Source organism: Micromonospora sp. B9E7 (assembly GCF_039871815.1).
In the GTDB taxonomy this organism is placed as follows: Bacteria; Actinomycetota; Actinomycetes; order Mycobacteriales; family Micromonosporaceae; genus Micromonospora.
The window spans coordinates 1-26,621 of sequence record NZ_JBDPLX010000021.1; the positions used below are offsets into that span (position 1 = coordinate 1).

General features: G+C 70.7%; 22 protein-coding genes. 19 read left to right on the forward strand and 3 right to left on the reverse strand.

Going from position 1 to position 26,621, the window contains the following annotated elements; genetic code table 11:
- The first annotated feature begins 199 nt into the window (after positions 1 to 199).
- The gene (locus tag ABGB10_RS26495) at positions 200 to 1,153 is read left to right on the forward strand and encodes an HNH endonuclease signature motif containing protein (protein WP_347663783.1); all 954 of its coding nucleotides are present in this window, start codon (positions 200 to 202) and stop codon (positions 1,151 to 1,153) included.
- 190 nt (positions 1,154 to 1,343) lie between these two features.
- Here the strand turns inward: ABGB10_RS26495 and ABGB10_RS26500 are convergent, their stop codons facing one another.
- From ABGB10_RS26500 to ABGB10_RS26510, 3 genes are all read right to left on the reverse strand, one after another.
- Complete coding sequence (locus ABGB10_RS26500) at positions 1,344 to 1,697, reverse strand: hypothetical protein (protein ID WP_347663683.1); 354 nt, start codon at positions 1,695 to 1,697, stop codon at positions 1,344 to 1,346.
- 222 nt (positions 1,698 to 1,919) lie between these two features.
- Positions 1,920 to 2,795, reverse strand: a complete 876-nt coding sequence (locus tag ABGB10_RS26505; RefSeq protein ID WP_347663784.1) for a DNA methyltransferase — start codon at positions 2,793 to 2,795, stop codon at positions 1,920 to 1,922.
- A gap of 64 nt (positions 2,796 to 2,859) precedes the next feature.
- Positions 2,860 to 3,789, reverse strand: a complete 930-nt coding sequence (locus ABGB10_RS26510; RefSeq protein ID WP_347663684.1) for a hypothetical protein — start codon at positions 3,787 to 3,789, stop codon at positions 2,860 to 2,862.
- 842 nt (positions 3,790 to 4,631) lie between these two features.
- Between ABGB10_RS26510 and ABGB10_RS26515 the strand changes: the two genes are divergently transcribed.
- The 18 genes from ABGB10_RS26515 (at position 4,632) to ABGB10_RS26600 (ending at position 26,334) form a co-directional block, all read left to right on the forward strand.
- The gene (locus ABGB10_RS26515) at positions 4,632 to 5,516 is read left to right on the forward strand and encodes a hypothetical protein (RefSeq protein WP_347663685.1); all 885 of its coding nucleotides are present in this window, start codon (positions 4,632 to 4,634) and stop codon (positions 5,514 to 5,516) included.
- 706 nt (positions 5,517 to 6,222) lie between these two features.
- Positions 6,223 to 6,567 carry a pilin gene (locus tag ABGB10_RS26520; protein WP_347663785.1) on the forward strand — a complete coding sequence of 115 codons (345 nt, stop codon included), beginning with the start codon at positions 6,223 to 6,225 and terminating at the stop codon, positions 6,565 to 6,567.
- Between the two features lie 2 nt (positions 6,568 to 6,569).
- Positions 6,570 to 7,484, forward strand: coding sequence for a conjugal transfer protein TrbL family protein (locus ABGB10_RS26525; protein WP_347663686.1), 915 nt, complete (start codon positions 6,570 to 6,572; stop codon positions 7,482 to 7,484).
- Positions 7,481 to 8,443: a PrgI family protein gene (locus tag ABGB10_RS26530; RefSeq protein WP_347663687.1), complete on the forward strand. Its 963-nt coding sequence runs from the start codon at positions 7,481 to 7,483 to the stop codon at positions 8,441 to 8,443. Before ABGB10_RS26525 ends, ABGB10_RS26530 begins: the two co-directional genes overlap by 4 nt.
- The gene (locus ABGB10_RS26535) at positions 8,440 to 10,251 is read left to right on the forward strand and encodes an ATP-binding protein (RefSeq protein WP_347663689.1); all 1,812 of its coding nucleotides are present in this window, start codon (positions 8,440 to 8,442) and stop codon (positions 10,249 to 10,251) included. Before ABGB10_RS26530 ends, ABGB10_RS26535 begins: the two co-directional genes overlap by 4 nt.
- On the forward strand, positions 10,248 to 12,749 hold the full coding sequence (locus ABGB10_RS26540; RefSeq protein WP_347663690.1) for a DUF87 domain-containing protein: 2,502 nt from the start codon (positions 10,248 to 10,250) through the stop codon (positions 12,747 to 12,749). The genes ABGB10_RS26535 and ABGB10_RS26540 overlap by 4 nt, the downstream gene beginning before the upstream one ends.
- Before the next feature lie 312 nt (positions 12,750 to 13,061).
- On the forward strand, positions 13,062 to 13,958 hold the full coding sequence (locus ABGB10_RS26545) for a replication-relaxation family protein (RefSeq protein WP_347663786.1): 897 nt from the start codon (positions 13,062 to 13,064) through the stop codon (positions 13,956 to 13,958).
- Between the two features lie 693 nt (positions 13,959 to 14,651).
- Entirely contained in the window at positions 14,652 to 15,251 is a 600-nt protein-coding gene (locus tag ABGB10_RS26550) for an RNA polymerase sigma factor (protein ID WP_347663691.1), read from the forward strand.
- Positions 15,252 to 15,262: 11 nt separating this feature from the next.
- On the forward strand, positions 15,263 to 16,189 hold the full coding sequence (locus ABGB10_RS26555) for a CU044_5270 family protein (RefSeq protein WP_347663787.1): 927 nt from the start codon (positions 15,263 to 15,265) through the stop codon (positions 16,187 to 16,189).
- A gap of 239 nt (positions 16,190 to 16,428) precedes the next feature.
- Complete coding sequence (locus ABGB10_RS26560; protein ID WP_347663692.1) at positions 16,429 to 18,867, forward strand: right-handed parallel beta-helix repeat-containing protein; 2,439 nt, start codon at positions 16,429 to 16,431, stop codon at positions 18,865 to 18,867.
- A 459-nt stretch (positions 18,868 to 19,326) separates the two neighbouring features.
- Positions 19,327 to 20,142 (forward strand): hypothetical protein, encoded by an 816-nt coding sequence (locus ABGB10_RS26565; RefSeq protein WP_347663693.1) that lies wholly within the window; start codon positions 19,327 to 19,329, stop codon positions 20,140 to 20,142.
- Positions 20,143 to 20,566: 424 nt separating this feature from the next.
- The gene (locus ABGB10_RS26570; RefSeq protein WP_347663695.1) at positions 20,567 to 21,415 is read left to right on the forward strand and encodes a hypothetical protein; all 849 of its coding nucleotides are present in this window, start codon (positions 20,567 to 20,569) and stop codon (positions 21,413 to 21,415) included.
- On the forward strand, positions 21,412 to 21,729 hold the full coding sequence (locus ABGB10_RS26575; protein WP_347663696.1) for a hypothetical protein: 318 nt from the start codon (positions 21,412 to 21,414) through the stop codon (positions 21,727 to 21,729). Before ABGB10_RS26570 ends, ABGB10_RS26575 begins: the two co-directional genes overlap by 4 nt.
- Before the next feature lie 256 nt (positions 21,730 to 21,985).
- Positions 21,986 to 23,122, forward strand: a complete 1,137-nt coding sequence (locus ABGB10_RS26580) for an FAD-dependent monooxygenase (protein ID WP_347663697.1) — start codon at positions 21,986 to 21,988, stop codon at positions 23,120 to 23,122.
- 46 nt (positions 23,123 to 23,168) lie between these two features.
- A complete protein-coding gene (locus ABGB10_RS26585) occupies positions 23,169 to 23,519 on the forward strand; it encodes an Lsr2 family protein (RefSeq protein WP_347663698.1) in 351 nt (116 codons plus the stop codon).
- A 179-nt stretch (positions 23,520 to 23,698) separates the two neighbouring features.
- Positions 23,699 to 24,700, forward strand: coding sequence for a MarR family transcriptional regulator (locus ABGB10_RS26590; RefSeq protein WP_347663699.1), 1,002 nt, complete (start codon positions 23,699 to 23,701; stop codon positions 24,698 to 24,700).
- A gap of 94 nt (positions 24,701 to 24,794) precedes the next feature.
- On the forward strand, positions 24,795 to 25,442 hold the full coding sequence (locus ABGB10_RS26595) for a GGDEF domain-containing protein (RefSeq protein ID WP_347663700.1): 648 nt from the start codon (positions 24,795 to 24,797) through the stop codon (positions 25,440 to 25,442).
- A gap of 244 nt (positions 25,443 to 25,686) precedes the next feature.
- Positions 25,687 to 26,334 (forward strand): hypothetical protein, encoded by a 648-nt coding sequence (locus ABGB10_RS26600; RefSeq protein WP_139131522.1) that lies wholly within the window; start codon positions 25,687 to 25,689, stop codon positions 26,332 to 26,334.
- The last annotated feature ends 287 nt before the right edge of the window (positions 26,335 to 26,621 follow it).

Here is a 26,621-nt window from a genome sequence, read left to right on the forward strand (position 1 = left end):
GCCGACCACCAGTCACCACCGACGGCAGATACCGCGACAACGCATCCCACTCAACGTCAGACAACTCATAGCGACGACCCACGCCCTACATCATCCGACACCATGATCCTTTGAAGACACTGCCTAGCGCTCTTCATGGTGTCGCACTCACCCGCTACGTTGCTTCCCGGTGGACGCGAAGGGGAGGCGAACCGTGACCATGGCTGATGGTCCGCCGAAGGCGTGGCTGATGCTGGCTGTCGGTACGGATCGACAGCATGGGGGCAATGACGGCTACGACGACGACCCCGACGTTCACTACAGCTGGGACGACACCGTTCCGAACGCCCGGACCGTAGCTATCGGCGATCGGATCGTCCTCTGGGACAAGGAAGCGGTCATTGGCGCCTCCGTAATCGAGGAGATCGAGACGGGCTGGGCAGAGAAGATCCTCTACCGGTGCCCTTACTGCAACGGGGCGAACATCAAGAGACGCAAACGTGAATCGCCCCGGTTCAGGTGTTTCCCGTGCTCTGACACCTTCGACGTCGCTTCGACGCGCGTTGAACGTGTTGAAACCTTCAGGTCGCGTCATGACGCCAACTGGGTTGATCTCGGACGCTGCCTCGACGGGCAAACCCTGCGCAGCCTATGTGTTTCCCCCAAGTCGCAGCTCAGCATGCGGCCGCTGCGTTGGGACGCATTTACTGACGAACTGCGCACCGTTGGCAAGGCGCGGGGCGTGGCATTCCTCGACGAGGCGACCCCATGGGTGCAATCGCGTCCGGGTGGGCACCGCCAGGCAAGGGTGCGCGTTCGCGTCGGGCAGGGCGGGTTCAGGGAACGCCTGCTCGCGACGCAGGGGCCCGTATGTGCCTTCACCGGGCCCGGTCCCGTCGCAGCACTCGAAGCGGCGCATCTGTACAGCTATGCAGCGGTTGGCCAGCACCACGACGACGGCGGTCTGCTGCTGAGACGGGATGTCCACCGGCTCTTTGATCAAGGCGATATTGCCGTGGACCCGCACACCCTGACTATCAGCCTGCGGGAGGAACTGCTCACGTATCCGGGCTACGCACCTCTGCATGGCCGGCCGCTTGCGACAAAGCTGGACCGCGGACAAGTGGCCTGGATCGAGAAGCACTGGGGGCAGCACCGCCCTGATGCCCGGTAAGCAGTGGCCAGGCTCTGCCTGGTCCTAGCGGCCTTCCACGCCGCGGGACCGGGCCAGATCCGCACACTGCACCTCGACTACGCCGATCTCGCCAAGCGACGGATCACCATCGCCGGTAACAGTCGCCCGCTCGACAATCTCGTGCCACTGCCCACGCGACGAGCTCTTTCCCAACTAGGGCTTGCTCGCCTTAGAGCGTGAAGTCCGAGATGGCGGCGAGCAGCGCGTCCGACACGTACCACGGATTCTGCGTACTGCTCACGACCTCGATGAGGATCGCGTCGTCGTCGCGAGCAAGCACACGGAACTCGTCGCCGGTCCGGAGCGTCAGGCCCCCGCCGGCGTCGGCGGCCTCGACGACGCGGTAAACCCGCGACTTGGCTGCGGCTTCGGCGCGCGCGTCGAGCGTTCGCCTTATGGACCTACTTGTCCTGACGACGGCCTTTACGCCAACCTCGCCACCCTTGTAGGCGAGAGCACCTCCGGCGGCAACCGCGAGGATAAGCGCGCGCGGTCCGCCGATCTTCTTGGCGATGGTCGTCATGACTTGATAGTCGGCCCACTTGGCCACGAGCGCCCCCATCGATTTCGAGTGAGCGTGAGCGTAGCCCGTCCGATCAAAGGAGTTCGCCCATCCACTGTGCACCTCCGAGCTCAACGCACTTCACCGACCTCTCAGGTGGGTGCGCGCCCGGGTGCGCCGATGACATGATGAGCCCACCGGCTACCCGGATTCGCCGCGCGAACACTTAGGTCCGCCTGGACTTCAGGACTTCTGGCCCTTAATGAACACGAGGACGTCTTCGTGCGCGATCAGGTGCATGGGGGTGCCGGCCGCCCGTGCCTTGCGTACGGCTTGGAGTTGAAAGAACGACGGCCGGGCGACGAGCCCGCCGTCGCGAACGGCGGCGAGCAGCGCCACGCACCGGTCGACGGGGGTGAGGCCGGCCCGGATGCCCGCGCCGATGACGGCCGACGGGAGATCGACCAGTTCGCCGTGCTTCCGCCACGGCCGGGCGGTGACCACGACGACTCCACCGGGGCGGAGGAGGGTGTGGCAGCCGACGAGGATCTGGGCGAACCCGTCGGCGAGTCCGGTGAGGTCGCGGTAGGCGAGGTTCCCGCGGTCGGTGCCGTCGTTGTAGGCGTTGTCGAACTTGGCCACGCCGTCGGCGCCGGGCCGGACCAAGCCGTGCACGGTCGGCCCGTACGGCGGCGAGGTCACGACGAGGGCGACCTGGCCGGTCAGGGCCGCCGGCACCAGCGACAGGAGGCTGGTGGCGTCGCCGCGGATGACGCCTGCCCGGCCGGTCGCGCCCTGGGTGTGGGCGTGCTTGATGTTGGCGTCGGCGATGTCGGACCACCGTGACTCGTACTCCACCCCGATCGCGTCCCGGCCGGCGTGGATCGCCTCGACCAGGGTGGTGCCGATCCCACACATCGGGTCGAGCACCAGATCCCCGGGTGTGGTGTAGGCGGTGACGGCGTGCGCGGCGATCGCCGGGAGCATCCGCGCCGGGTGCTGCACGGACTCGCGTACGTACCGGCCTCGGCGCTGGACCGGTCCGGTGGCCTGCGCGGTCGCCCACACCGACAGGCCCTCCGGGCCGGGAGCAGCCCGATGGCGTCCGACCGGGTCGATGCTCGTGGCGGCAGTCGCTGTCCTCTGCTCGTCGGGCTCGGCCGTTGCGGCGTCTGCGCGGTGCTTAGCCACGGCGACCACCTCCCTCGCGCCCGCCCCGTCGAGACGGGGCGTGGCGCTGGCTCTGGACCTGGCTGAACACCATCAGGTCCGCGTGGACACGCAGGTGCGCCACCTGCCACCGCTGGTCGACGGCGGTGGTGAGGGTGAGCAGTTCCTCGTCGGTGACGTGGTAGACGAACGCGTCCCCGTCGGTGTCGGCGGTGACGGCGACGAGGTGCTGCAGGTAGCCCAGTCCGACGCCGGCGGCGGCCTGGACCACGCCGGAGAAGTCCTCCGGGCCGGCGGTGGTGCCGGCCGGGACGGTGACGACGAGGATCAGGCAGCCGCCCGGTTGCAGCAACGCGGCGCAGGCGGCAAGCAGCCACGCCAGCCGCACCCGGTTGGCGGCGGCGCTGCCGTGCAGGGGCCAGCAGGCGACCACGAGACTGGTCGCTGCCTGCAGGGAGCCGCCGGGTGGCAGGTCGGCTACCGTGTCGGCCGGTGAGTGCAGCTGCGGGTCGGTGAGATCGTCACCGAACCAGGCGCCCATCTCGGGCAGGCCATCCTCCTCGCCCGGTTCCGCGCCGCCGGTGGTGCCGGCGGGCGGGACCGCAGTGGCCGGGCCGATGATCAGGCTGGACGCGTCGGTGAACCACGCCGGATGGTGGCGGCGCGCCCCGGCCGCGCAGGCCTGGATGAGGGCGTGGTCGGTGGTGAGGTCGACGACCGCCTCGCCGGGGCGGCTGTAGGCGCTGATGAGGCGGCCGGCCAGTCGGGTGCCGATGCTGCGTCCAGCGTCTCCCGGGGTGCGGGCGGTGCGCCAGACAGTGAGCGGTACCGGCGGGTCGCCGGCGACCAGGTCGGTCGGTGTCGGGTCGACCTCGGCCCAAGGGCCGGTGTCGACGGTGGGATCGGGATGCGGGTTGTGATGATGCGGCGTGTGCTCGCTCATGTGGTGTCGGCTCCGCGCCGCGCCGTGGTGCGCTGACACCCTCAAACCGGTGTTTGTGAGCTGTGGCCAACACCTGCCGATCTCACGGTGATCTCACGAATGTCTGACAGCAGGTTCCCGTCCGCATGGCTGACCCGGCCGCTCGGGACGCCCTCGCAGACGCCGGCCCCACAGGACCGAATCAGCGTCAGGAGACTGTCAGAGCCCACAATCAACCCAGCTCTGTCAGACACCCAGGGTCACGACCACCCCGACCATGACAACGACGCACGCCGATGACACAGGGCGCTGGCCGGCATTGTCAGACCGCTGTCCGGCTTTCCCCGACGGCAGCGGTGTCACCGAGCGCACCGGCTCCGGGTCTGTCATTCGGACGGCGGCCTGTTAGGCCGTCGTGGCCTGCCGGACAGACGCTGTCAGCCGGCACCCCGACGGGGCGGTGCCCGGTGGACGCCGACAACTGGCGGGCCGTCCAGCCGGTCACGGTCTGACACGTTGCGCCGTGAGGCACTGTCAGGCGCTGTGAGACCAGCCGGGAGGCGTCGTCAGGCTCGCGCGGCGATGCCGCGTCCTCACCGGCCGGACGCCGCCGCCTCCGCTGTCTCCGTTCGTGTCAACGGGCAGGTCAACGTGGCTTTGTCAGAACGATGACGCACGCCGACGTTGATCATCAGTGAGCGGTGGCCGCGGGGCGGCTGAGGCCGTCGACCCGGTGTCCATGCCTGCGCAGCCTGCGCCGTCAGGGGTCTGTGAGACCCGGGTGGCGCAATGGCGGTCAGGCGCGCCGGCTCTACAGCTCCGGCCCGTCATCGACATTCGTCTCTGACATGGGAGTTCGTGACATGACCGCCTCCGCCACCGACTGGCCCGACTCGCCTCTGGACGCCGTGGACACCGCGTTCGCCGACCTGACCTGCGACCCCGACCCGTTGTCACTGGACCTCGATCCGCTGGCCGGCCAGGTCGGCGATGACACCGGTCTACCCGGCGGTGTCATCGCGCTGCCGGCGTTGCGGCAGTGGCTGCTGGAACATCCCCGCGCCTACACGGTGCGTGACGTGGTGTGGCGGGAGCTAATCCGCCGCGCCCGCCTCGACGGGCCCGCCTGGGTCATTGCCGCGGTCGCCCTGGCGATGCCCGCGCTGCGCCGCTACGCCGGCCGGCTGCACACCGGCTGGGCCGGCGACGCCCACGACCTGGACGCCGAGATCCTCACCGGCTTCCTGGCCGCCCTACGCGACCGGGTCGACCTGGCCAAACCGGCGCCGTACGCGGCGCTGTGCATGGCGGCGTGGCGGGCCGGCCACGAGCTGCGGCAACGTGACGGCGCCGAGGCCGTGCCGGTGGACAACCTCGAACACGTCACCGGCCCCCGCACCCCGAAGCGGCCCTACGGGCATCCGGACCTCCTCGTACGCCGGGCGGTCGAGTTGGGCATCGTCGACGAGTGCGATGAGCAGCCCTACATCGACGTGCGGCTGGGCCACCGGGCCATCGAACCCATCGCCGCCCGCCTCGGCCTGGAGGTCGACACGCTGCGGCGACGTGTTGAGCGCATCGACATCCGCATCGCCGACGCGCTGGCCGCCGGGATGCTCACCGAGGTGACCTCACCGCGGGTGCGGGAGGACCTCGCCGCGGCGGCCGAGCGACGGCAGCACATCCGGGCCGCCCGCGGCGGCAGCGCACGGCATCCTGTGGCGCAGGTGACGCTGGCGGCCGCCTGACCGCCGACCATCCCGCAGGCTCTCCGGTCGCGGGCCCGACCATCTGGTCGGGCCCGCGAGCGCGTGTGACGAACCTGCCACTTCTCACCGCTGCGACCGGCCCAACCCCGGTACGGGGAGACCCGCCGTGGCCGCTGCCAAGCGGGCCTAACGGATCTCCCAGGGATCTGACAGCGGCGCCGACGGGGTGTTGATTCGGCAGCTGTGAGATTCCGGCGCCGACGCCGACGGCGAGGTCCGCCACCAGCGGCATGATCGTCGGACAGGCCGCTGACCAGGGCTGTCAGAGGTCTGTGAGGTCGTGTCGGAGCGCTGTGGGATCGGCAGGTGTTCGCCACAGCTCACAAACGCCGGTTTGAGGGTGCGGAACTCCTCCGACGCCACCACGGCGTCACGCAAGGGGTTGATTCCGCCCGCCGCCGGGCCGGGAGGCCGGGTCGGCACGGGACCGGGTGCCTCGGGTGCCGCGCCACGTTGATGCGCTGACACCTCATCGATCATCGCCAACCCGAACGGGAGGACGAGCTCCTCCCGAGGTTCACCACGGTTCCCGGCCGACGTGTGTCTCCCGAGCCCGGCGGCGGCTATCCGCCCACCGTTTCGACGAATCGCCCCGGCGCGAGCCGGGGCGGGAGGTGCAGCCATCATGTTCCGCCCGCTGTTGGCACGTTCCCGTGCCCTGACCACCGCCCTCTCCCACGCACCGATGACGACCCGCGCGCTTCGCCTCGTCGCCCGGGTCGCCGCGGCTGTCCTCGGGATGCTGGCCGTGCCCGCCGCCGCTTACGCCGACCCCGGCGGCCCGGTCGTCCTGGCCGCCAACGACCTGCCCACCGTCATCGCCAACCTGCAGACCTGGGTGATGGGCATCCTGGCCGCCGTCGCCACCCTGTTCCTGGTCCTAGCCGGGGTGTACTGGGCCACCGCCGGCGGCGACCCGGCCCAGGTCGACAAGGCCAAGGGCGCACTGAAGAACGCCCTGATCGGCTATGGCCTGGCCGTGCTCGCGCCCGTCCTGCTGGAGGTCGTCCAGGGAATCGTCGGAGGCTGACGATGGCCTGGGCGCTCAACCAGATCCTCGACTGGTTCGCCGGCCTGCTGCTGGACTGCCTGAACGGGCTCATCACCGCGATCACCCACGCGCTGCTGATCACCCCGGACGTCACCAGCCTGCCGCAGGTGCAGGCCCTCACCGGACGGTCGATCTGGGTCGTCGACACCGTCTTCGTCCTGGCGTTCGTCGCCGCTGGCGTCCTCACCATGGTCGCCGGCGGCGACGAACGTGCCCGCTACACCGCCAAGGATCTCCTGCCGCGGTGCGTCGTCGGGTTCGTCACCGCCCACTTCTCCCAACTGATCGCCGGCAAGCTCATCGAGTTCGCCAACGCGTTCACCACCGCCCTGACCGCGCAGGACTTCAACGGCGACGGGGCCCTCGACGCCGTCAAGACCCACCTGATAGCCGCGCGTGACCAGACCGCCGGTCTGCTGTTCGTCGTCTGCCTGGCGATCATCGTGTTCCTGCTCGCCGCCACCGCCTGCAGTGTGATCGTCCGCTTCGCGGTCGCGCTGGTGCTCACCGCGGTCGCGCCGATCGCGCTGGCGTGTCACGCCCTGCCGCAGACCGACGGTGTGGCCCGCATGTGGTGGCGGTCGTACGTCGCCATGCTGGCGACCCCGGTGGTGCAGGCGTTCGTGCTGTTCGCCGGCCAGTGGATGCTGCTGGACACCAGCACCATGCTGCCGCTGCTGGGCCTGCCGGTCGAACCGGGTGGGGTGCTCAACCTGTTCGTCGTGATGGTCCTGCTGTGGACCACGCTCAAGGTGCCGGGGCTGATGCGCCGCTACGCCACCAGCGGCGGAGGCGGGCGTGGCGGCAACCCGATCGGCGCGGTCGTGCGGGTCGTCGTGGTGCAGCAGCTCACCCGCGGGCTACGCATCCCCGGCCTGGGGGCGGTGCGACGATGAGCCGCGACCGCCGTGACGAACAGGCCGTCACCGCCCGCATGCCCGCCGACGTGGACGCGCCGGACAAGGTGCTCTACGGGCTGACGTTCCGGCAACTCGCGATCCTCGCCGTCGCCGCCGTCATCCTTTACGGCGCTTGGCGCGCCCTCCACGCGATCGTGCCCGCCCCGTTGCTGCTCGGCGCCGCGGTCGTCCTCGGCGGCCTGGTGTTCGGCCTCGCGGTCGGCCGCCGCGACGGACTGCCTATGGACGTATGGCTGGCCTCCGCGGTCCGTCACTGCCGGGCACCACGTGCTCTGTCCACTACCGACACGACCGCGAGGACACCCGAATGGGTGGAGGTCCCGGCCTCGAAGGTGATGCTGCCGGCGCCGTTGAAGTTGCCTGCCGACGCCATCGATGACCACGGGGAGATCAGCCTCGGCGGTGTGAAGGCGGCGATGGTCGCGGCGACCAGCGTCAACCTCGCTTTGCGCACCGCCGACGAGCAGGCCGCTCTGGTCGACACCTTCGGCCGGTGGCTCAACAGCCTGTCCACGCCGACGCAGATCGTGGTGTCGGCGCAGCCGGTCGACCTGCACTCCGCCGCCCGCACCCTCGCCCACGCGGCGGACGAGATGCCGCACCCGGCTCTCGCGGACGCGGCGGCCGACCACGCCCGGTTCCTCGACGACCTCGCCGAGCGGCGGGACCCTCTGCGCCGGCAGGTCCTCATCGTCACCCGCACCATCAGCGGTGAACGGAGCGAGCACGCCGCCCGGCGCCGCGCCGACCAGACGGTCCGGTCGCTGTCCGGGCTGGGCGTCACCACCCGCGCCCTGGACGGCCACGCGACGACCGCCGCCCTGGCCGCCGCGGCCGACCCCTACCGGCCGCCCCGCCCCGGCGGCCTCGCCGCACCCGACACCACCATCACCGCGCCTCCGGCGAGGAGGCCACGCACCAGGAGGACATCATGATCACTGTCAAGCGCCGACGCACCCCGAACGACGACAGCACCAGCCCGCCGTCCGTAGGACTCGCGGCGACGGTAGCTCCGGCCTCGGTGGAGGTGACGCCGCGGTTCCTGCGAGTCGGAGACGGCTACGCCGCCACCCTGGTGGTCACCGGCTACCCGGCCGAGGTCGGGCCGGCGTGGCTGGAGCCGTTGCTGTCGTGGCCGGGCCGGCTGGACCTCGCGTTGCACATCGACCCGATCCCTGCGCCGGTGGCGGCGTCGCGGCTGCGGAACCAGCGGGCCCGGTTCGAGTCGTCCCGCCGGGCGGACGAGCAGAAGGGGAAGCTGGCCGACCCGTACGTGGAGGCCGCCGCCGACGACGCCGCCGACCTCGCCGAACGCCTCGCCCGGGGTGCGGCGAAGCTGTTCCGCGTCGGCTTGTACCTGACCGTGCACGCCCGCACCGAGGCGGAACTCCTCGAGGCGTGTGCGCAGGTGAAGGCCGCCGCCGCGTCCACCCTGATCGAGGTACAGCCAGCGACGTGGCGACACCTGCCCGGCTGGACCACCACCCTGCCGCTAGCCACCGACAGCCTGCAGATGCGCCGCACCATGGACACCCAGGCCCTCGCCGCCGCGTTCCCTCTCGCGTCGGCGGACCTGCCCGCGCCGCTGCCCGGCGACCCGGCCACCACCGGTGGGGTGCTGTACGGGGTCAACCCGGACTCCCAGGGCATCGTCTGGTGGGACCGGTGGGCGCAGGAGAACCACAACAGCGTCGTCCTCGCCCGCTCCGGCGCCGGCAAGTCCTACTTCGTGAAGCTCGACGTGCTCCGCAACCTGTACCAGGGGGTCCAGGTCGCCGTCGTCGACCCCGAGGACGAATACCTCCGGTTGGCCGACGCGGTCGGCGGCACCATCGTGCGGCTCGGTGCACCCGGCGTGAAGATCAACCCCCTGGATCTGCCGGCCGGGGACCCCCGCCCGGACGTGCTCACCCGCCGCGGCCTGTTCCTGCACACCCTCATCGCGGTGCTGCTGGGGCAGCTGCCGCCGCCCGCCGAACGCGCCGCCCTGGACCGGGCGATCCTCGCCGTCTACCGGCAGGCGGGCATCACCGCCGACCCGGCCACCCACCACCGGCCCGCGCCGCTGCTGAAGGATCTGGCCGCGACACTGCGGGCCGACGACAACGCCGCCGCCCACGAGTTGGCTGCCCGGCTGGCGCCGTGGGTGGCTGGCTCGTTCTCGGACCTGTTCGACTCACCGACCACGACCCGCCCGGACGGGCATCTGGTCGTCTGGAGCCTGCGGCACCTGCCGGACGAACTGCGCACCGTTGGCACGCTGCTCGCACTCGACTCGATCTGGCGGTCAGTAGACGCACCCGGTCGGGCCCATCTGACCACCCGCCGCCTCGTCGTGGTGGACGAGGCGTGGCTGCTGATGCGCGACGGTGAAGGCGCCCGGTTCCTGTTCAAGATGTCCAAGGCCGGCCGGAAGCGCAACGCTGGCCTGTCGGTCATCACCCAGGACGTCGCCGACGTGCTCGGCACCGACCTCGGCCACGCCGTCGTCTCGAATGCGGCCACGCAGGTGCTGCTCAAGCAGGCCCCGCAGGCCATCGACCAGGTCGCCGACGCGTTCGGCCTGACCGCCGGGGAACGGCGGATGCTGCTCGCGGCCCGGGTCGGACACGGCCTGCTGATCTCCGGCACGAACCGGACCGCGTTCGAGTCGATCTCCTCGCAGGCCGAACACCTTCTCGCGACCACGAAGCCGTCCGACCTCGCCGACCTCGACCCCGACGACGCAGAGGAGGATCTGTGACACCACCCCTTGTCGGGTCCCCGGCGCCCGGCCCTTCCGGGCCGGGCGCCGGTGTCATTCCCCCGCCGAGCGCGTCCACGCGCTGGGTTCTGCACGCCGCGCAGTGGGCGGTAGACCGGCCGTGGCTGCTCGGCGTCGCCGCCGCCCTGCTCGTCGTCTACGTCGCCGGGCGCAACCTGCTCGACGGGTGGCGGCACCGCCGCCACGCCGACGGCGCCCGCCTCGTCACGGTCGCCCCACCGCCGGAGGTCGACCCGCACAGCGCCGCCGCGCTGTGGGCGAACCTGCACGGCACGCTCACCCCGTCGCGCCGACACCGGCTGCGGTACGGCAGCCCGCACGTGGTGTGGCAGTACACCTGGACCGGCCGGCAACTGCTCATCAGCATCTGGGTGCCCGGCACGGTGCCGCACGGCGCGGTCGAGGCCGCCGTGAGGGCCGCCTGGCCCGGCGCCGCCTGCACCACCGACCCGGCGCCGCCACCGATCCCACTCGACGTGCCGGCCGCCGTCGGCGGGCACCTTCTGCCGACCGCGGCCGAGTGGCTGCCGATCAACACCGACCACGACAACGACCCGCTACGGGCGCTGATGTCCGCCGGGTCGCAGCTCAAGCCGGACGAGTACGCCTGTGTACAGGTCCTCACCCGCCCCGCCACCCCACGCCGCGCCGCACGAGCCCGCCGCGCGGCGGGCAGGCTGCGCGACGGCAAGACCGCCATACCGGCCATCAATCCCGCCGCGCCGCTGCTGTGGCTGATCGAGGCGTTCCTTCCCGGCCGCACCACCACCCGGAGCGGCGGCCAGCCGGCCGGCCGCCGGGACCCCGGCGTGGAGCGCGACGTGCGGGCGATCCTCGACAAGACCGCCCACCCGCTGTGGACGACCGGCATCCGCTACTCGGTCGCCAAGAACACGCACCGCGCCGGCAGCGACCCCTACCCGAGGCTACGGGGCATCGCGGACGCGGTCGCCTCGTCGTTCGCCGTGTACGCCGGCCGCAACCGGCTCGCACACCGGGCGCGGATGGCGCAGCCGGTGACCGTGCTGGTCACACGGCGGCTCGGAGCAGGGTTCCTGGCCTCCACCCCCGAACTGGCCGTCCTCGCCGCCCTGCCGCGGGATCTGGCCGTTCCGGGGCTGGACCGGGCGCGGGCGAAATCCATGCCCGCCCCGGTGGCGGTGCCGATCGGCGGCCGAGGGATGAAGGTCCTCGGCGACGCCGAAGTCGGTGGCCACGCGGTGGCCCTGTCCGTGCCGGATGCGAGGTATCACATGCATGTGGTCGGATCGACGGGCTCCGGAAAGACCACCCTGCTGGTCAACATGGCCGTCGAGGACATCAAAGCCGGCCGGGGCACCGTGGTCATCGACCCGCACGGCGACATGGTCCTCGACATCCTCGACCGGCTCCCCGCCAGCGTCGCCGGGCGGGTGGTGCTGTTCGACCCCGACCAGCCCAACCCGCCCACCCTCAACCCGCTGTCCGGCACCGACCCCGACCTGGTCGTCGACAACCTCGTGTCGATCTTCGGGAACATCTTCGCCAAGGCGTGGGGGCCCCGAATGGACGACGTCATGCGGGTGGCCTGCCTGACCCTGCTGCGGCACGCCAACGTCACCCTCCAACACATCCCGCCCCTGCTCAACTCCGCCCAGTTCCGATCGGCGATGACCGTCGGCCTAGACGACCCGGCCGGCCTGTCCGGGTTCTGGCAGTGGTACGACCAGCTCAACCCGGCCTTACGCTCCCAGGTCATCGGCCCCGTCCTGGCCCGGCTGCGGGCGTTCCTACTGCGCGACTTCGTCAAGCGCACCATGCGCTACCCCCGCTCCAGCTTCGACATGGGCAAAGTCCTCGACGGTGGGGCGCTGCTGGTACGCATCCCGAAGGGCCAGCTGGGCGAGGACACCAGCAAGCTGCTCGGCTCCCTCGTCCTGGCACAGGTGTGGCAGGCCGCGACCGCCCGCGCCGCCGTGCCGGCGGACAAACGCCGCGACGCCACGTTGATCATCGACGAGTGTCAGAACTTCCTGACCCTCGCCAACAGCCTGGACTCGATGTTGGCGGAGGCGCGCAAGTACCGGCTGTCGATGGTCCTCGCGCACCAAGATCTCGCCCAGTTCCCGAAAGACCTCCTGGCGGCGGCGTCGGCGAACGCCCGCAACAAGCTGTACTTCTCCGTCGCCCCTGAGGACGCCCGCGTCCTCGCCCGACACACTCTGCCCGAACTCGACGAGCACGACCTGACCCACCTCGACGCCTACACCGCCGTCGGGCGCCTCGTCGTCGGTGGGCGGCAGACGCCGGCGTTCACCCTCAAGACCCGGCCGCCGAAGCCGGTCGTGGGCGAGGCGACGGTGATCCGGCAGGCCGCGGCGCAGGCGGTGCCGGCGCAGGACACCAGCGCGATCGACGACCTCGTCGACCGGTTCTCGGCCCGACCCGACGACAACCGCCGTCCCCGGGGCAAGAGCGGCCCCAAGGCGAACGCCTGAACGCCGAAGGGCGGCTGAAGCGAGATCGACAGACCCGTCGACCGGAGTCGCCCGCGTCCCGGTCACCCCTTCCGTGAGGGCTTCACCAGCCCTTCACCACCGATCACCACGCGGCACTGACAGATCCGGCCGTACGGGTCTGTCAGTGCCGCTCACCGGCCGTCACCAGCTCTCGGTGACCACCTCACCGAACTCAGACACCCTCCCCTCGGAGGGACTCCTCTTCCGCCTGGAGCATCCACCGTGCCCGCCAACAACTCCCCTTCTCGCTCGTCCTCCGCTTCTTCTTCGGCCTCCCGTTCCTCGTCTCGTCTGGCTCGTCTTGACCGGCTTCGTCGTCTGACCGTCCGCGACCATCAGCTGCTGCGGTGGCTCGCCGAGCATTACGTGCTGTCCACCGACCAGGTCGCGGCGGCCCTGTTCACCTCGCTTCGCGCAGCCCGGCTGCGCCTCGCCCAGTTGCACCAGGTGGAGGCGGTCAGCCGGTTCGTCGACGTCACCACCGGCAGCGGCCAGTACCTCTACACCCTCGGCCCGCTCGGCGCCGTGGTCCACCCCACCCAGTTCAACGACCCGAACCAGGCCGGCGCCCGCGCCCCGCGGACCAGCATCGACCGCACCGAACGCATCATCGGCAGTCGCCGCCTGGCCCACCTGCTCGGCACAAACCAGCTGTTCATCGATCTCATCGGCTACGCCCGCACCCACGAGCACGCCCGGCTGGCGCGCTGGTGGTCGGAACAGCACACCACGGCCGCCTTCGCCGCCGCTTCCTACGCCGCCGGCAGCGGAACCGGTGTCCAGCCCGACGGGCACGGCATCTGGCACGCCGACGGGCGCACCGTCGGGTTCTTCCTCGAACACGACAACGCCACCGAACCCCTCGGCACCGTGCTGCGCAAGCTACGCGGCTACGAGCAGCTCGCCACCTACGGGCCGCGCTACCCGGTGCTGCTGCGCGTCCCCGGCCGCCGCCGCGAACAACACCTCCTCGACGCCCTCGCCGGAGTGCCCACCGCCATGCCCATCGCCACCGGCCTCCACGGTGAACACCCCGCCGGACCCGCCTGGACCCTCACCACCGACCCCGGCCAGCGCCGCTGGCTACACGAACTTCCCTCCGACCACGGCCCGGACAACCCGGCCACCAACCCGCACCGCTTCCCCACCAACGGAGATGACCCCAACGGCCTCGACTTACAGCCGTAAGCGACATTCGGCGCCGGGACGGACGGCTTCAAAGCCCGGGGTACGCCAGCCGCCAAGCCGACCGTCGACCCTTCGCCCGGTCTATACCGGCTGCTGCCGCCGAACCTGTGCGAAGTCAGCTTTGTCATCGCGACCAGACGGCTGGCTGGTCGTGAGAATGTCTGCGGGCCCGCCGGCATTGATCAGCCGGCCGCGCATCCGGTCGAGCGCTCCGGATGTCCAATCTGGGTTGATGGTCAGGACCCGGGTGGCGTCGCGGTCGACCCGGGCTTGCGATCGACGCCTCGACCGTGCTCGCTGCCACCTCGAAGTCGCCGTCGCCGTCGCCGTCGCTGGCGAGTCGGGTTGGCTGCGGCCAGGCGGCAGGAACCACCGTGACGATGACCAGCAGACCGCCGACGATGCACAGGCGGATATCAGCCACGGCGACGCCGCCGTCCAGTACGGCTCGGGCAAAGGCGCGTTGCGCACGAAGGACCCAGCCGCTGGTGGGCGTGCTGGCGACGCGCGCATGAGGCTGGGTCCGTTGCTGCTCTAAGCCGACGGCGTACGAGGTGAACGCGCGATCCAGAGCTTGATGACGTTAGTGACCTCGGCGCGTGAACTCGACGGGGCCTAGGTGGCGATACAAGTGTGAGAAGGCAAACGTCTGGAGGCGGGCTGGGATGAGACGAGCCGATCAGGTTGCGGTACATGCTAGTTGAGCAGCGGCTTGTCGCCGGCCAGGAGCCGGATGCCTGGTATGTGAGGGCCTCTCTGGCGGATCATCGCCTGTTCACGGTCCTCTACGACCGGCATGCGAAGGCCCTGTACCGCTACGCGCATGGCCGGGTGGGGCCCGATGCAGTCGACGACGTGGTGTCCGAGACGTTCTTGATCGCTTTCCGACGCCGTCAGCGCTACGACACCTCTCGGGTAGATGCCCGGCCGTGGCTGTTCGGGATCCTAACCAAGGAGATCTCCCACTATCGGCGCCGTGAGAGAGCGCACTACCGCGCTATGGCTCGATACGACCCGGTCGAGGTCGTACCCGATCTGGCGGAACGGGCGGTAGCCGGCGCGGCGGCCCACGCGCTGCGGGCACCACTGGCCCGGGCTCTGTCCGACCTACCGGCCAGAGATCGCGACGTCCTGCTGCTCATCGCGTGGGGCGGGCTCACCTACGACGAGACCGCCCTCGCGCTCGGCGTCCCCGTGGGAACGGTCAGGTCACGGCTCAACCGTGCCCGACGCAAAGTCAGCAGCGCGCTCGGCGGTGACGACCCGACGCGGGCAGTAGAGGAGACGACGTGAACGACCAACAGATGATCAACCAAGTCCGAGGCCTGCTCGCACCAGCGGAGCCGCCGCCTCACTTGCGGGGGCGGGTTGATCGCATGATCGCTGGATCAACGCGATCAGTATCAAGGCAGTCCTGGAGACTCGCCACCGTCGGTGCTGCGGCCACCACCGGGGTGCTCGCGCTTCTTATCGGCTCGGCGATCAGCATCAATGGGGAGCCACCTGCCGCCAGCGCTCAGGCAGCGGAAATCCTTCATCGTGCCGCTGACGCCGCTCGGGCCGACCAGACTCCGGCTCCTCGCGCCGACCAGTTCATTCTGACCACCACGATGAACTACGGCCCTGTCGTCGGACAGAAGCAGCTCGCGGCCACCCTCACCCGCTCCTGGACGTCCGTCGATGGCACCCGCGACAGCCTCATCTGGGTCAGCGACCCACCGCCCGGCGGCAGGCAGTCGACGGTGATTCCCGGTTGCCGCAACGGACGCGCCGCGGAATGGGCACCGGACGGCAGCCTGCTGAAGTCCACCCGGGCATGCACGCCAACCCCGGCCTACCCGAACAACCTCCCGACCGACGCCACCACCATGCTCAAATACCTGCGGCAAACAAGTGGCGGCACCGCATCGAGCGACGAACGGACCTTCGCCAACCTGGAAGAGCTGATCCGCGGATACCTGCCCGCACAGTCACGGGCCGCCCTCTACGAGGCGGCGACGAAGATCTCCGGGGTGGTCGCCTCCCCCAGCATGACCGACGCGGCAGGCCGCTCCGGCACCGCAGTGTCGCTCATCGGGGATATCGACCGGTACGACCTCATCTTCGAACCACAGACCTACCGGTTCCTCGGCTGGCAGGTCGTACCCAAGGCGGACAACGCCGCTGGGCCGGCCCGATCCGCAGTGGTCTTAAGTGTCACCATTGTCGACCGCGCCGGACAAATGTCGTAACACCCAGACGAGACGCTGACAGCGTGAAGGGGGCGGGGTAATGGGCCGCCCCCTGCTCACGTCAGACGATCACCGGAAGTACGGATTCGGGCTGATACCGCCCGGTGAAGGGCGTGGACGCCGCCCGGCGCGACTGGCCGGTGGCGTAACAGATCTATGCTTCCGGCGTGTCTATCGCCTTACCTGGCGGTGGATTGATCGCAGGGAAGGCGGGGTCGATGGGGGTACCGACACTTGTCGTGTCGCTGACCCGGCCGAACACGTACCGCGGAATCGCCCTGGCGGTAGCGGCTGCCCCTCACGGCGCACTGATCGTGGTGGAGCCGGGCCGTTACGACGGGCAGATCGCAGTGCGCGGGAAGGACGTCACTATCCGTGCGGCTGCGCCCGGCGGAGTCACAGTGGAGAACCGCGACGCCGCACCTGCGTTCTACTGCGAGGGTGCGGAAGCCACGCTGCAGGGTCTCGTTTTGCGGACGTGGAATTCCGATGCGCCAGCGACCGCCTCGGTGGTCGGGGGAGCTCTGACCCTGGAATCATGCACCGTCACCGGGCAGGCGGCCAACGCCGTCATCAGCGAGCGGGGTGCCGCCCACCTGCGCAACTGCCATTTCCATGGGATGCGCCGTGGCGTGGCCTTCATCGACTCCGGCGGAGTCGTCGAACACTGCCGGTTGTGGGACTTCGACGAGTACGCCGTGCTGTCCAAACGCGATAGCCAACCGGTCATGCGGCACTGCCATGTGCAGAGTGTCGGTCAGGGTTTCGAGGCGTTCGAGGGCGGGCGCGGCACGGTAGAAGACAGTCAGTTCATCGGCGTACGGCAAACAGCCGTGGTGGCGAGTGGCCGCTCCCGCCCGACGGTACGCCGGTGCCGGATCTCGGGCGGCCGGGGCAGCGGGCTGCAGTTCAGCGGATCGGCCGGTGGAGTGGTCGAGGACTGCGAGCTGACGGACCTGGAGGGTTGCGGCGTCGAGGTCTCCGGCGGCGCCGAGCCAGACGTCCGCCGTTGTCTAATTGAACGGGTTGGCCGCAATGGGATCTACGTCAACGGCGCGCAGGGCACGTTCTCCGATTGCAGCGTGACCGCCAGCCGACTACCCGCTGTCGCCGCGGTCAACGGAGCAACACCAGAGATGAACGGTGGAGTGCTGCGGGGTGCACGGGACGACGCACTGCTGATCCAGGCCGCGGCCGGCCGGTACGCAAACGTCCAGATCGAGAACCCGGCCCGGTACGGCGTGCGGGTGCAGGGCGGTGGCCCGACCTTCACCGACCTAACGGTCACCGGCGGCGAGGGTGGGATCGTGCTCGATGGCGCCGTTGACGCGGACGTCCGCATCGAGGGCGCCACTGTTCGGGGCGCGTCACAAAGCGGGATAGCCGCTGAGGGCTCCGGCCGGCTCACCGGCACGACGGTGCGGGTAGAGGATGCGCCAGCGGGCGTGGTCGGAGCCGAGAAGATCTCGATCAGCCTCACTGACGCGACGGTCTCCGGCGGCGTTGTCGGTGTGGTCGGGACGGGTCAGGCCAGCGTGCGCCTCGACCGCTGCATGGTCGCCGGCACGACTGGTTCAGGAGTGGTGCTGCGGGATCAGTCCCGGCTGGACATGCGGGCAGGAGTGGTGCGCGACTGCGGCGGGGACGGCATCCAGGTGGATTCCGACGCTCCGGTGCTGGTCGACGGGTGCGAGTTCGTCAACATCGCCGGCGAACCGGTGCGGGGTGCTGACCAACCGCTCGTGTCGGTACGCGCTCCCCATCCGCACGAGAACCCGCACGAGCCGACTGGTTCGGCGGCCGGCACCGACCGTGACGATGATCCGGATCACGCCGACGGCGGTCGCTTTGCCGATGCCGCTACCAGCGTCAATGTAGCGCTGGCGGAACTGGACGCCATGATCGGACTGGCAGCGGTCAAACGCGAGGTACGAACTCTGGTCCACCTGATCCGGGTGAATGAGCAGCGGCGGCGTGCCAACCTGCCGGTACCGCCACTCAGTCGGCATCTCGTCTTCACCGGTCCGCCGGGGACCGGCAAGACGACTGTCGCGCGCATCTACGGGCGGCTGCTCGCCCAGCTCGGCATACTGTCGAAAGGGCAGGTCGTCGAGGTGGCCCGGGTCGACCTGGTGGGTGAATACCTGGGCAGCACCGCCCTGAAAACCTCCGCGGTGTTCGAGCGGGCGCTTGGCGGCGTGCTCTTCGTGGACGAGGCCTACACGCTCGCCCGCCAGTTCGGCACCAGCTCAGATCTCGGCTTGGAGGCAATCGACACCCTGGTCAAGCTGATCGAGGACTACCGGGACCAGGTAGTGGTGATCGTCGCCGGGTACCCCGCCGAGATGGAAGGGTTCCTGGCCACCAACCCCGGCCTTGCTTCACGATTCACCAAGACCATCGAGTTCGTCGACTACACCCCCGACGAACTGCTCGCCATCGTCTCCGTGCTGGCCGGCCAGCACGGGTACGACCTGACGAAGGCGACCAGCGCAGCCCTGCTGGAGCGGCTCACCGAGGCCGTCCACGAACCGGACTTCGGCAATGGGCGAGGCGCACGGAAGCTGTTCGGCGCCATGATCGAACGGCAAGCTGAGCGGCTCGCCGACATACCGGCACCGACATCCGAGCAACTCCGGCTGCTGTTGCCAGGAGACATCCCGCCTGCGGGCAGCTGAGAGCTCAGCACCCCGACGAGAGTCGTGAAACGTGCAGCTTCGGCTGACCACGCATGCAGAGCGGTTGTAAGGCCGGCGAAGTCTCACAATCTCGCCGCCAACCGGTCGCAGAATCGGGCAAGCGTCTGACAGTGCAGGTCAACCGCACTGCTGACGATCATGACGGTTGCCGGCGCTGACAGATCCGCCCGCTACCTTCATCGGCACCACCTTCACCCACATATCGCTCCACCCGGTCCGGTCCCACCTCGGGAACCACCGCCGCACCCCACGGTGCGCTCCGCCCACCCGCCTCTTCGGCCGGTCGGCGCCCGCGCCACGCGGCGACCCCCAGGTCGCACCGCACCACCAGCACCACCCCGCTCCACCCACTGTTCGCCCCGTGAGCCGACCCATGCACCCGGTGGGCCGGCCACTTCCGCGCGCCCACAGCGCGGCCAGCCGAAGGAGGAATCCCAGATGACCGCAACCAACGGTGCCGCGACTCCCCTGAGCCGCTACGGCACCCGCGTGCCGACGGTGACGCCCCGCAAGGGCCGCACGACCGCCCCCGCGGCAACCACCACCGCCAGCACCACGGCCGCCACCACCCCGGTGGTCACGGCGACCGCGACGATCAACACCATGATCGTCTGCCTGCCCGACGGCCTGCCGTCGCAAGCCCTCACCGCCACCCAGCTCGACCGGCACTTCGGCGTGTCCGGCACCCTGCAGCCCCGCTTCTGGGCCACCCCGGACATGTGGCTGTGGCAGCGCGGCCACCTCGTCGCGCCCCGCAAGGGACGCCCGGTGTACTGCGCCGGCGGACCGGTCAAGCTGCTCGACCTCGCCGCCATGCGCCACGCCGCCGGCGTCGGCGCCGGCATCCGCCATCAACTGTGGCAGCAGGTCGTGCACGGCACCCGGCCGGCCACCCCGTGGCCGACCCTGCTGGCCCGCCACCTGGCGGACCCCGCCCGCTACCCGCGCGAGCGGGCCGAGGCGGACTTCCACCACCAACCCCGCGTCAACGCGATGCGGATGCACAACGCGGCCAGCTACGGCGCCGCCCACCTCGCCGTGGGGGAGCTGGAGATGTTCCAGGCAGGCCCGATGGCCTACCAGCACTACAGCGCCACCACCGCCGTGTGCGGCGACGCCCTGCTCACGCCGGACGGGCACAAACTCGCACCCGCGAGCGACGCCCTCACCCACCGGGTGACCTACCTCGAGCAGGCGATGCGGTACCTCGACACCGTCGAGACCGACCAGCGGCTGCTCGCCGTCGCCCTGTAGCACTACCGCACCGGAACCGGTCGGGCACCGCCACCCATCCCCTTCTTCCCCGGGGATCGGCGGCGGCCCGACCGGCTCCACCCAAATCCACCCCCACAGTGCCGGCCCCCGGCAGCAGACGCGAGCTCTGCAGCCACGCCCCTGAGCTTCCCCTGGCCCTGCGACGCAGACCCGGCCGCGACGAGTGCGGCCACTGCCGCCACGCCACGTCCACCGCCACCTGAACCACGCCCGCCCGCCCGGGAGTACATCCGACCCGCTTCTGCGGGTCACGCGCCGTACCCCCGGGCCAGAGCAGCGCTGGCGTGGACCCGCTGCCGGCCCCGTGCGGCACCGCCTGGCGCCCCGGGCTGGGGCACCCAGCAAGCCCGGCCAGCAAAGCGGCCGACCTTTCCCTCTTCCATGATCAGGAGGTTTCCCCGCTATGTCCGACCGACTGTGGTTCCGCATCGACGACGTCCTGCCCCTCGCCGAACACGCCGCCGCCACCAGCGCGCACCTCAGGACTCGGCAGCAGTACCGGGCCGGCGTCCCGGACCAGGCCGCGCTCATCTGGTCCCACGACACCGACGGTGACTGGTTGTCCTCCAACGGCGTCCCCCGCTGGTACGACGCCGACGGCGCCGACCACCGCGTCCTCGCCGAAACCTGGACCCACACCGCCACCGGCGCCACCGGCAACCCGGTCCTCCACGCCGACGACAGGCACGGATTCCTGCCCCTGCACACCGGCCACCTCGACGGCCGGCGGGACCTGCTCGACCTGCTCCGCTACGCCCGCCGCCACGGGATGCACTGGTTCGGGCTGCACCCGGACCCGGCGAGCGAGGCCACCAACGACCGCTACCGCATCTCCCGCCACCGCGGCGACATCACCCCGCCGCTTGCCACCTGGACCCCGGCGACCGTGACCTGCGACGTGGTCGCCGGCGGCACCTACCGCGCCATGGTCGCCACCGGCTACACCACCCTCTCCCGCGCCGGGGTGCTGTGCCGCTTCCCCTTGTTCGCGGTGCAGCGCATGGCCGCCCACCTCGACGCCCTCTACCCCGCCGACATGCCCGGCGAGCACCCCCGACTGCGGTTCGACGGCGACGAGGTCGCCGTCGAGTGGGAGGACGACGACGGCCTGGGCAGCCGCTGGGTCGAGGACGACCGGGTCGTCCCGGACGCCAACCGCTGCTACGCCATCGGCGCCTACCACTGGCCCTGGACCCTCGTCGCCTCCGAGGCGACCACCCGCGCCACCGAGCGGACGGACCGGTCGCGGTGATCGTCGACGAGGTGTTCCACCAGGGCGGCCACGGCACCTACGAGCTGACCCGGGTGCACCACACCGACGGGTACGTCCTGCGGGTGCGGGTCTACCGCGACAGCTACGCCAAGCAGAGCACGGCGGTCGCCGAGGTTCTCACCCCGCTGTTCACCTGGACGATCATCGCGAGCAGCCCCGGTGGCGGGCGGCACCGCACGACCCCGACCGCTTCACCGGACGCGGCGCCGCTGATCCCGGTCGCCGACGAAGTGCTGCAGCGGGCGCGGCGGATCCTTCCCGTGCCGCCGCCGTTCACCACGCCCGGCCGGTAACCCGCCAAGGCCACACCTTCCCGCGCCGCCCTGCCCGCCCGGTCGCACCTCGCGCACCAGCGGACGCAGTCCGGCGCCGCGCCTTCCTCCATCCGCCCGCCGCACCACGGCGGCTGATCAGCGCGTCCGCGGCCCACCGCCGCTGACCCGCCTTCTCACTGGCACCACCTGGCCGATGCCCGGCCACCCGCGCACTCGCGCACACCCGGGCACGGCCGTGCCCGGGTTCCCACCCCTCCAGAAGGGAACCCCACTCATGACATCCAGCACCAGGCCGGTCTCCGGCCGGCAGCCCACCATCGCCGTCATCGGCGGCAGTATCACCGGCCCCGTCACCGCGCTGCTATTGCTGCACGCCGGATTCGACGACGTCACCGTCTTTGAGGCAGCGCCGGCGTCCGCGCCCCTGGGCGGCGGCCTCATCGGCCTGGAACACCCCGCCCTCGACGTGCTCGACCGCCTCGACATCCCGCAGCACGAGATCGTCGCCCACGGCTCCGAGGCCATCGTCCAGATGACCGTCCGCGACCGCCAGCCGGCCGAGACCATCCGACGCACCTACCCTGGGCGGAACACCACCTGGACGCTGCTGCACCAGGCGCTGACCCGCCGCCTACCCGCCGGCGTCCTGCACACCGGCATGAAGGTCGCCGCCCTGACCGAGCAGGCCGGCCAACCGGTGCTGCGGTTCCGCGACGACCACACCACACCCGCCGACCTGGTCGTGTTCGCCGACGGCCGGTCCTCCACCGGCCGCCGGCTGCTGGATCCCGACCGGAGGCTGCGCTACGCCGGCTACGTCGCCCACCGCGGCATCGCCGACATCACCCCCCAGCCCGGCCTGCGGGACTTCCTGCGGCTGCAGCCCTGCCCCGGCGTGCAGTTCAACCTCGCCCCGGTACCCGGCGGCTGCGACTGGACCTTCTACCTCAACTGCACCAGCACCGAGTACGCGCAGCGGTTCGGCGCCGACCCCACCCGCCGGGTCTTCGCCCTGCCCCGGCACGTCAGCCCCGCCGCCCGCACCCACGTCGACACCCACGCCGACCTGCTCCTCCCGGCCGACCACGCCGCCGTCGTCCACACCACCACCACCCGCATGGCGGTACCGGTCCTCGACATCACCCCACCGGACCGCATGGTCTGGCCCGTCGGCGCCGGCGCCGTCCTGCTCGGCGACGCCCTCGCCCCCGTCCGCCCCCACACCGCCCGCGGCGCCAACAACGGCATCGAACAAGCCGCCGGCCTCACCGCCGCCCTCACCCAGCACCGCAAGTACGCCGCCGACCTCACCGCCGCCCTGCACGGCTGGCAACGCCGACACCTGCCCGCCGCCGTCGCCGCCGTGCACCGCGGGCCCGTCATCGGCCACCAGCTCGGCCTCGGCACCTAACAACCCGCCCAGTAACCCACCCCTGAGGAAAGGAGGTGGCCCCCTCGTGGCCACCAAGACCACCGCGATCCTCGTCGACGACCTCGACGGCTCCACCGACGACGTCGCCACCTACCAGTTCGCCTTCAACGGCGTCACCTACGAGATCGACCTGTCCGCCGGCAACTTCGACCGGATGGCCGCGGCGTTCGGCCCGTTCATCTCGGCCGGACGGCGCCTGCCGAAACAGCCCCGGGCACCACGGCGGCAGCGCGGCACCGCGACTGGCCGCACCCAGAGCCAGGAGATCCGCACCTGGTGGTGGACCGCGAACTGGCAGGAGCTGAACCTGCCCCGGCCACGAACCGGGGGCGTCATCCCCGCCGCGGTGCGCGACGCCTACCACGCCGCGCACTGACCCCCTGTCACCAACCTGCCGCCCAGCGAGCGATCACCGGGCGGCGCACCCGTGCGCGTCGCCGCAGTCCCGCACTCCGGGCAGACGACTTGATCAATACCCGAACCGAAGCGTGCATCAGTGCACACGCCTCACTCACCAACCCCTGCCGACGGCAGGAGAAAGGGGGCCACGCGCCCATGACCAGCACCCCAACCAACACGACCACCGATACGGCCGCACCAGCGCCACTGGCACCCAGCGTCGCGAAGGTCCTCGCCGCGCTGCACCGCCTCGGCGAGGCCACCGCCGCCACCATCGCCACCGAAGCCGGCCTCGGCTACTCGACCACCACCCCGAAACTGCGCACCCTGGAAACCGCGGGACTGGCCGAGCCCACCCGAAGCGACACCGGACGCAGCCTGTGGCGGCTGACCGACACCGGCCGCACCCACGCCGAACAGGGCGGCGGTCACGGCCAGCCCGCACCGGAGCCCGCCACCCGCGACACCGACACACCCGGCACCGCCGCAGAACACGGACCGCGCGGCGACGACGCGAAGGAAGCCGGAGAGGCTGCCGGGCAGGACCGCGACCAGCGGCCAGCCGCCGAGGTTCCCACCGATGGACAGCCGGACGCCGTCCAGGAGTCGGCATCGCCGGCTCATGGTGATGCCGAGGCGGTACCCGATGCGGCCGCTGAAGCCGAGGACACCGAAACCCACGACGGCGACGACAGCGGCCGCTCGACTGCCGAACCCGAGGTGCCGGTCACGACCGACGACACCGACCCGGCCACCGGACCGACGCCCGCAGCGAACGAAGCGGACGCCAAACCGGCCACACCGGACAGTCCCCCTGCCGGCACGACCACCGACAGCACCACGGGCGAACCCGCTGCGGAAGCACCCGCTGCACCGCCGGCCACGGAGGCTGCGGGCGAGGCGGCACAGGCCCCTACCCGGCGGGCGTCGGGCACCCTGCGCGGCGCGATCCTCGACATCCTCGAGGCCAACCCCGGCCAGCAGTACAAGGTCAGCGAGCTGTGCAAGCTGGTCGACCGGGCCAACGAGGGATCCGGCGCGAAGAAGGCCAGCGCGGGCGCGGTCCACAACGCCGCCGTGAAGCTCGTCGAGACCGGGCGGGCGGTCCTGGCCGCCGAGAAGCCCGCCACCTTCGCCCTCGCCGACGCCACCGCCTGAACGACCCCGCCAGCCGGTAGCCCGGGGGCGGGCGTCGAACTTCCCGGAACCACGCCCGCCCCCGGTGCTCCTTCACTCACAAGGAGCTCTCGAAGTGTCTCCCATCGTGACCTCGATCGTCACCGCCGTCGGGGGAATCCTCGCCGGTCTCGCCCTCGCCGCAGCGCTGCTGTGGCGCCAGCAGCAGGCGCTGACCCGCGCCCGCTACGCCGCCGACCACGACGACACCACCGGCCTGCCCAACCGGCGGGCCCTGCTCGCTGCCCTCACCAGCGCCACACGCGCAGATGCCCCGTTCGGGCTCGTCCTGCTCGACCTCGACGGCTTCAAAGCCGTCAACGACACCTTCGGCCACGAGGTCGGCAACGACGTCCTCACCGAGGTCGGTCGGCGGCTGGCCACCATACGTGGGCCGGTGCGGCTCGCCGCGCGGTTGTCGGGCGACGAGTTCGCCCTGCTGGTCGCCGGCGGCCCCGACGACGTCGCCGCCACCGCCCGCGCCGCCTGGCGGGCGGTCGGCCGTCACCCCGTCGACCTCGGCACGCACGCGGTGGCCGTGCGCGCCAGCGTCGGGCACACCAGCGCAGCCCTCGGCGTCGGCCCGCGCACCCTGCTGCACCAGGCCGACATCGCCATGTACCAGGCCAAACAAACCGGGGCCGGGGTCCATGGAGCCACCGCCACCACCGGCCACACCGGACCGCCGCCGGGTACCCGCCTGCGGGACCTGCGCCGCCGCTGACCGCTCACGGACACACCAAGTGGGCCTCGCGCCCGTCGACGCGCGCGAGGCCCACCCCACCCGCCTACGTCGCGACCCCGCGCAGACCACCTGACCAGCAAGCCCACACCACAGCAACTACCAGTAATAGTTGACCAATGCGTCGGCCGGAGCCGGTTCGACAGACGCTGACTCTGAGGATCCGCTGGCCACCCCTGGCCCGAGCAGAGGTCTGCCGTGCGAGGTACCAGAAAGGTGATAGCCCATGGCACGTTCACCCCGGACACCACAGCAGACGGGCGTGGCGATCACTGCCCGGAGTCTCCATCGCGTATGGCTGGCCGATCGCGGCATCCGGGAGATGGAGGGCTGGCTCCATGAGGAGTCCTTCACAGCTATTCTGCTCGCCGCACTCCTCGACCCGGACACCTGCGACGTCATCACGGACCTACTACTCGCAGAAACACCCTCGAAAACATTGAGAGATCGGGGACCGCTCACGCTGCACAGTGCCCCGAAGCCCGTCATGGATCTCGTACTCGGCTTCGGCGGACTCGAACGCGCGGCAATAGTGATCGAGGCGAAGCGGTTCTACTCGCCATCTAACTGGTGCCTGTCGGCGCGAGGTGAGTGGCTGCCTCAAACGGACGTTGCCGTTGAGGATGCTAATGAACCCGATCCGCCCGGCTGGCTGTGGGGAATCCAGGCTGGCCAAGTCCACGACTTCGTGCTGCTGGATCCGTTCTCCAGACCAGTCAGCACGCTGTTCCCGAACGGCCGACACAACCACCGCTGGCGCACGGTTGGCTACTCCGAACTAGGTGTCGGTCTACGAACAGCGCATGACCGAGGTGTCCGCGGACTTACACCGCTGATCGCCTCCCTATGGGCCGACTCCGACCACCAATTCTGATCTGCCGGGCACCAGGCATCCACAACCCCGCCAAGTCTCGGCGCGGCCTCACCCGGGCATGCAAGACACAATCCGGCATTAAAGCCAGCTTCCTCTGACGGGCAGAGCCGCTGTGTTGGGCGGTCCCGTCCTGCCCGCCCAACAGGACTTGACCTTCTTTGAAAGATGAGCGTCGATCAGGGCTGGTCGTCGTCCGTCGTCCGGACATCAGCATCCCCAAGGGCCCCGACGCGAGTTGGGCGGCGACCGCGCATGCCCGCGATCCGCCGACCGAAGGGCCACCCGCC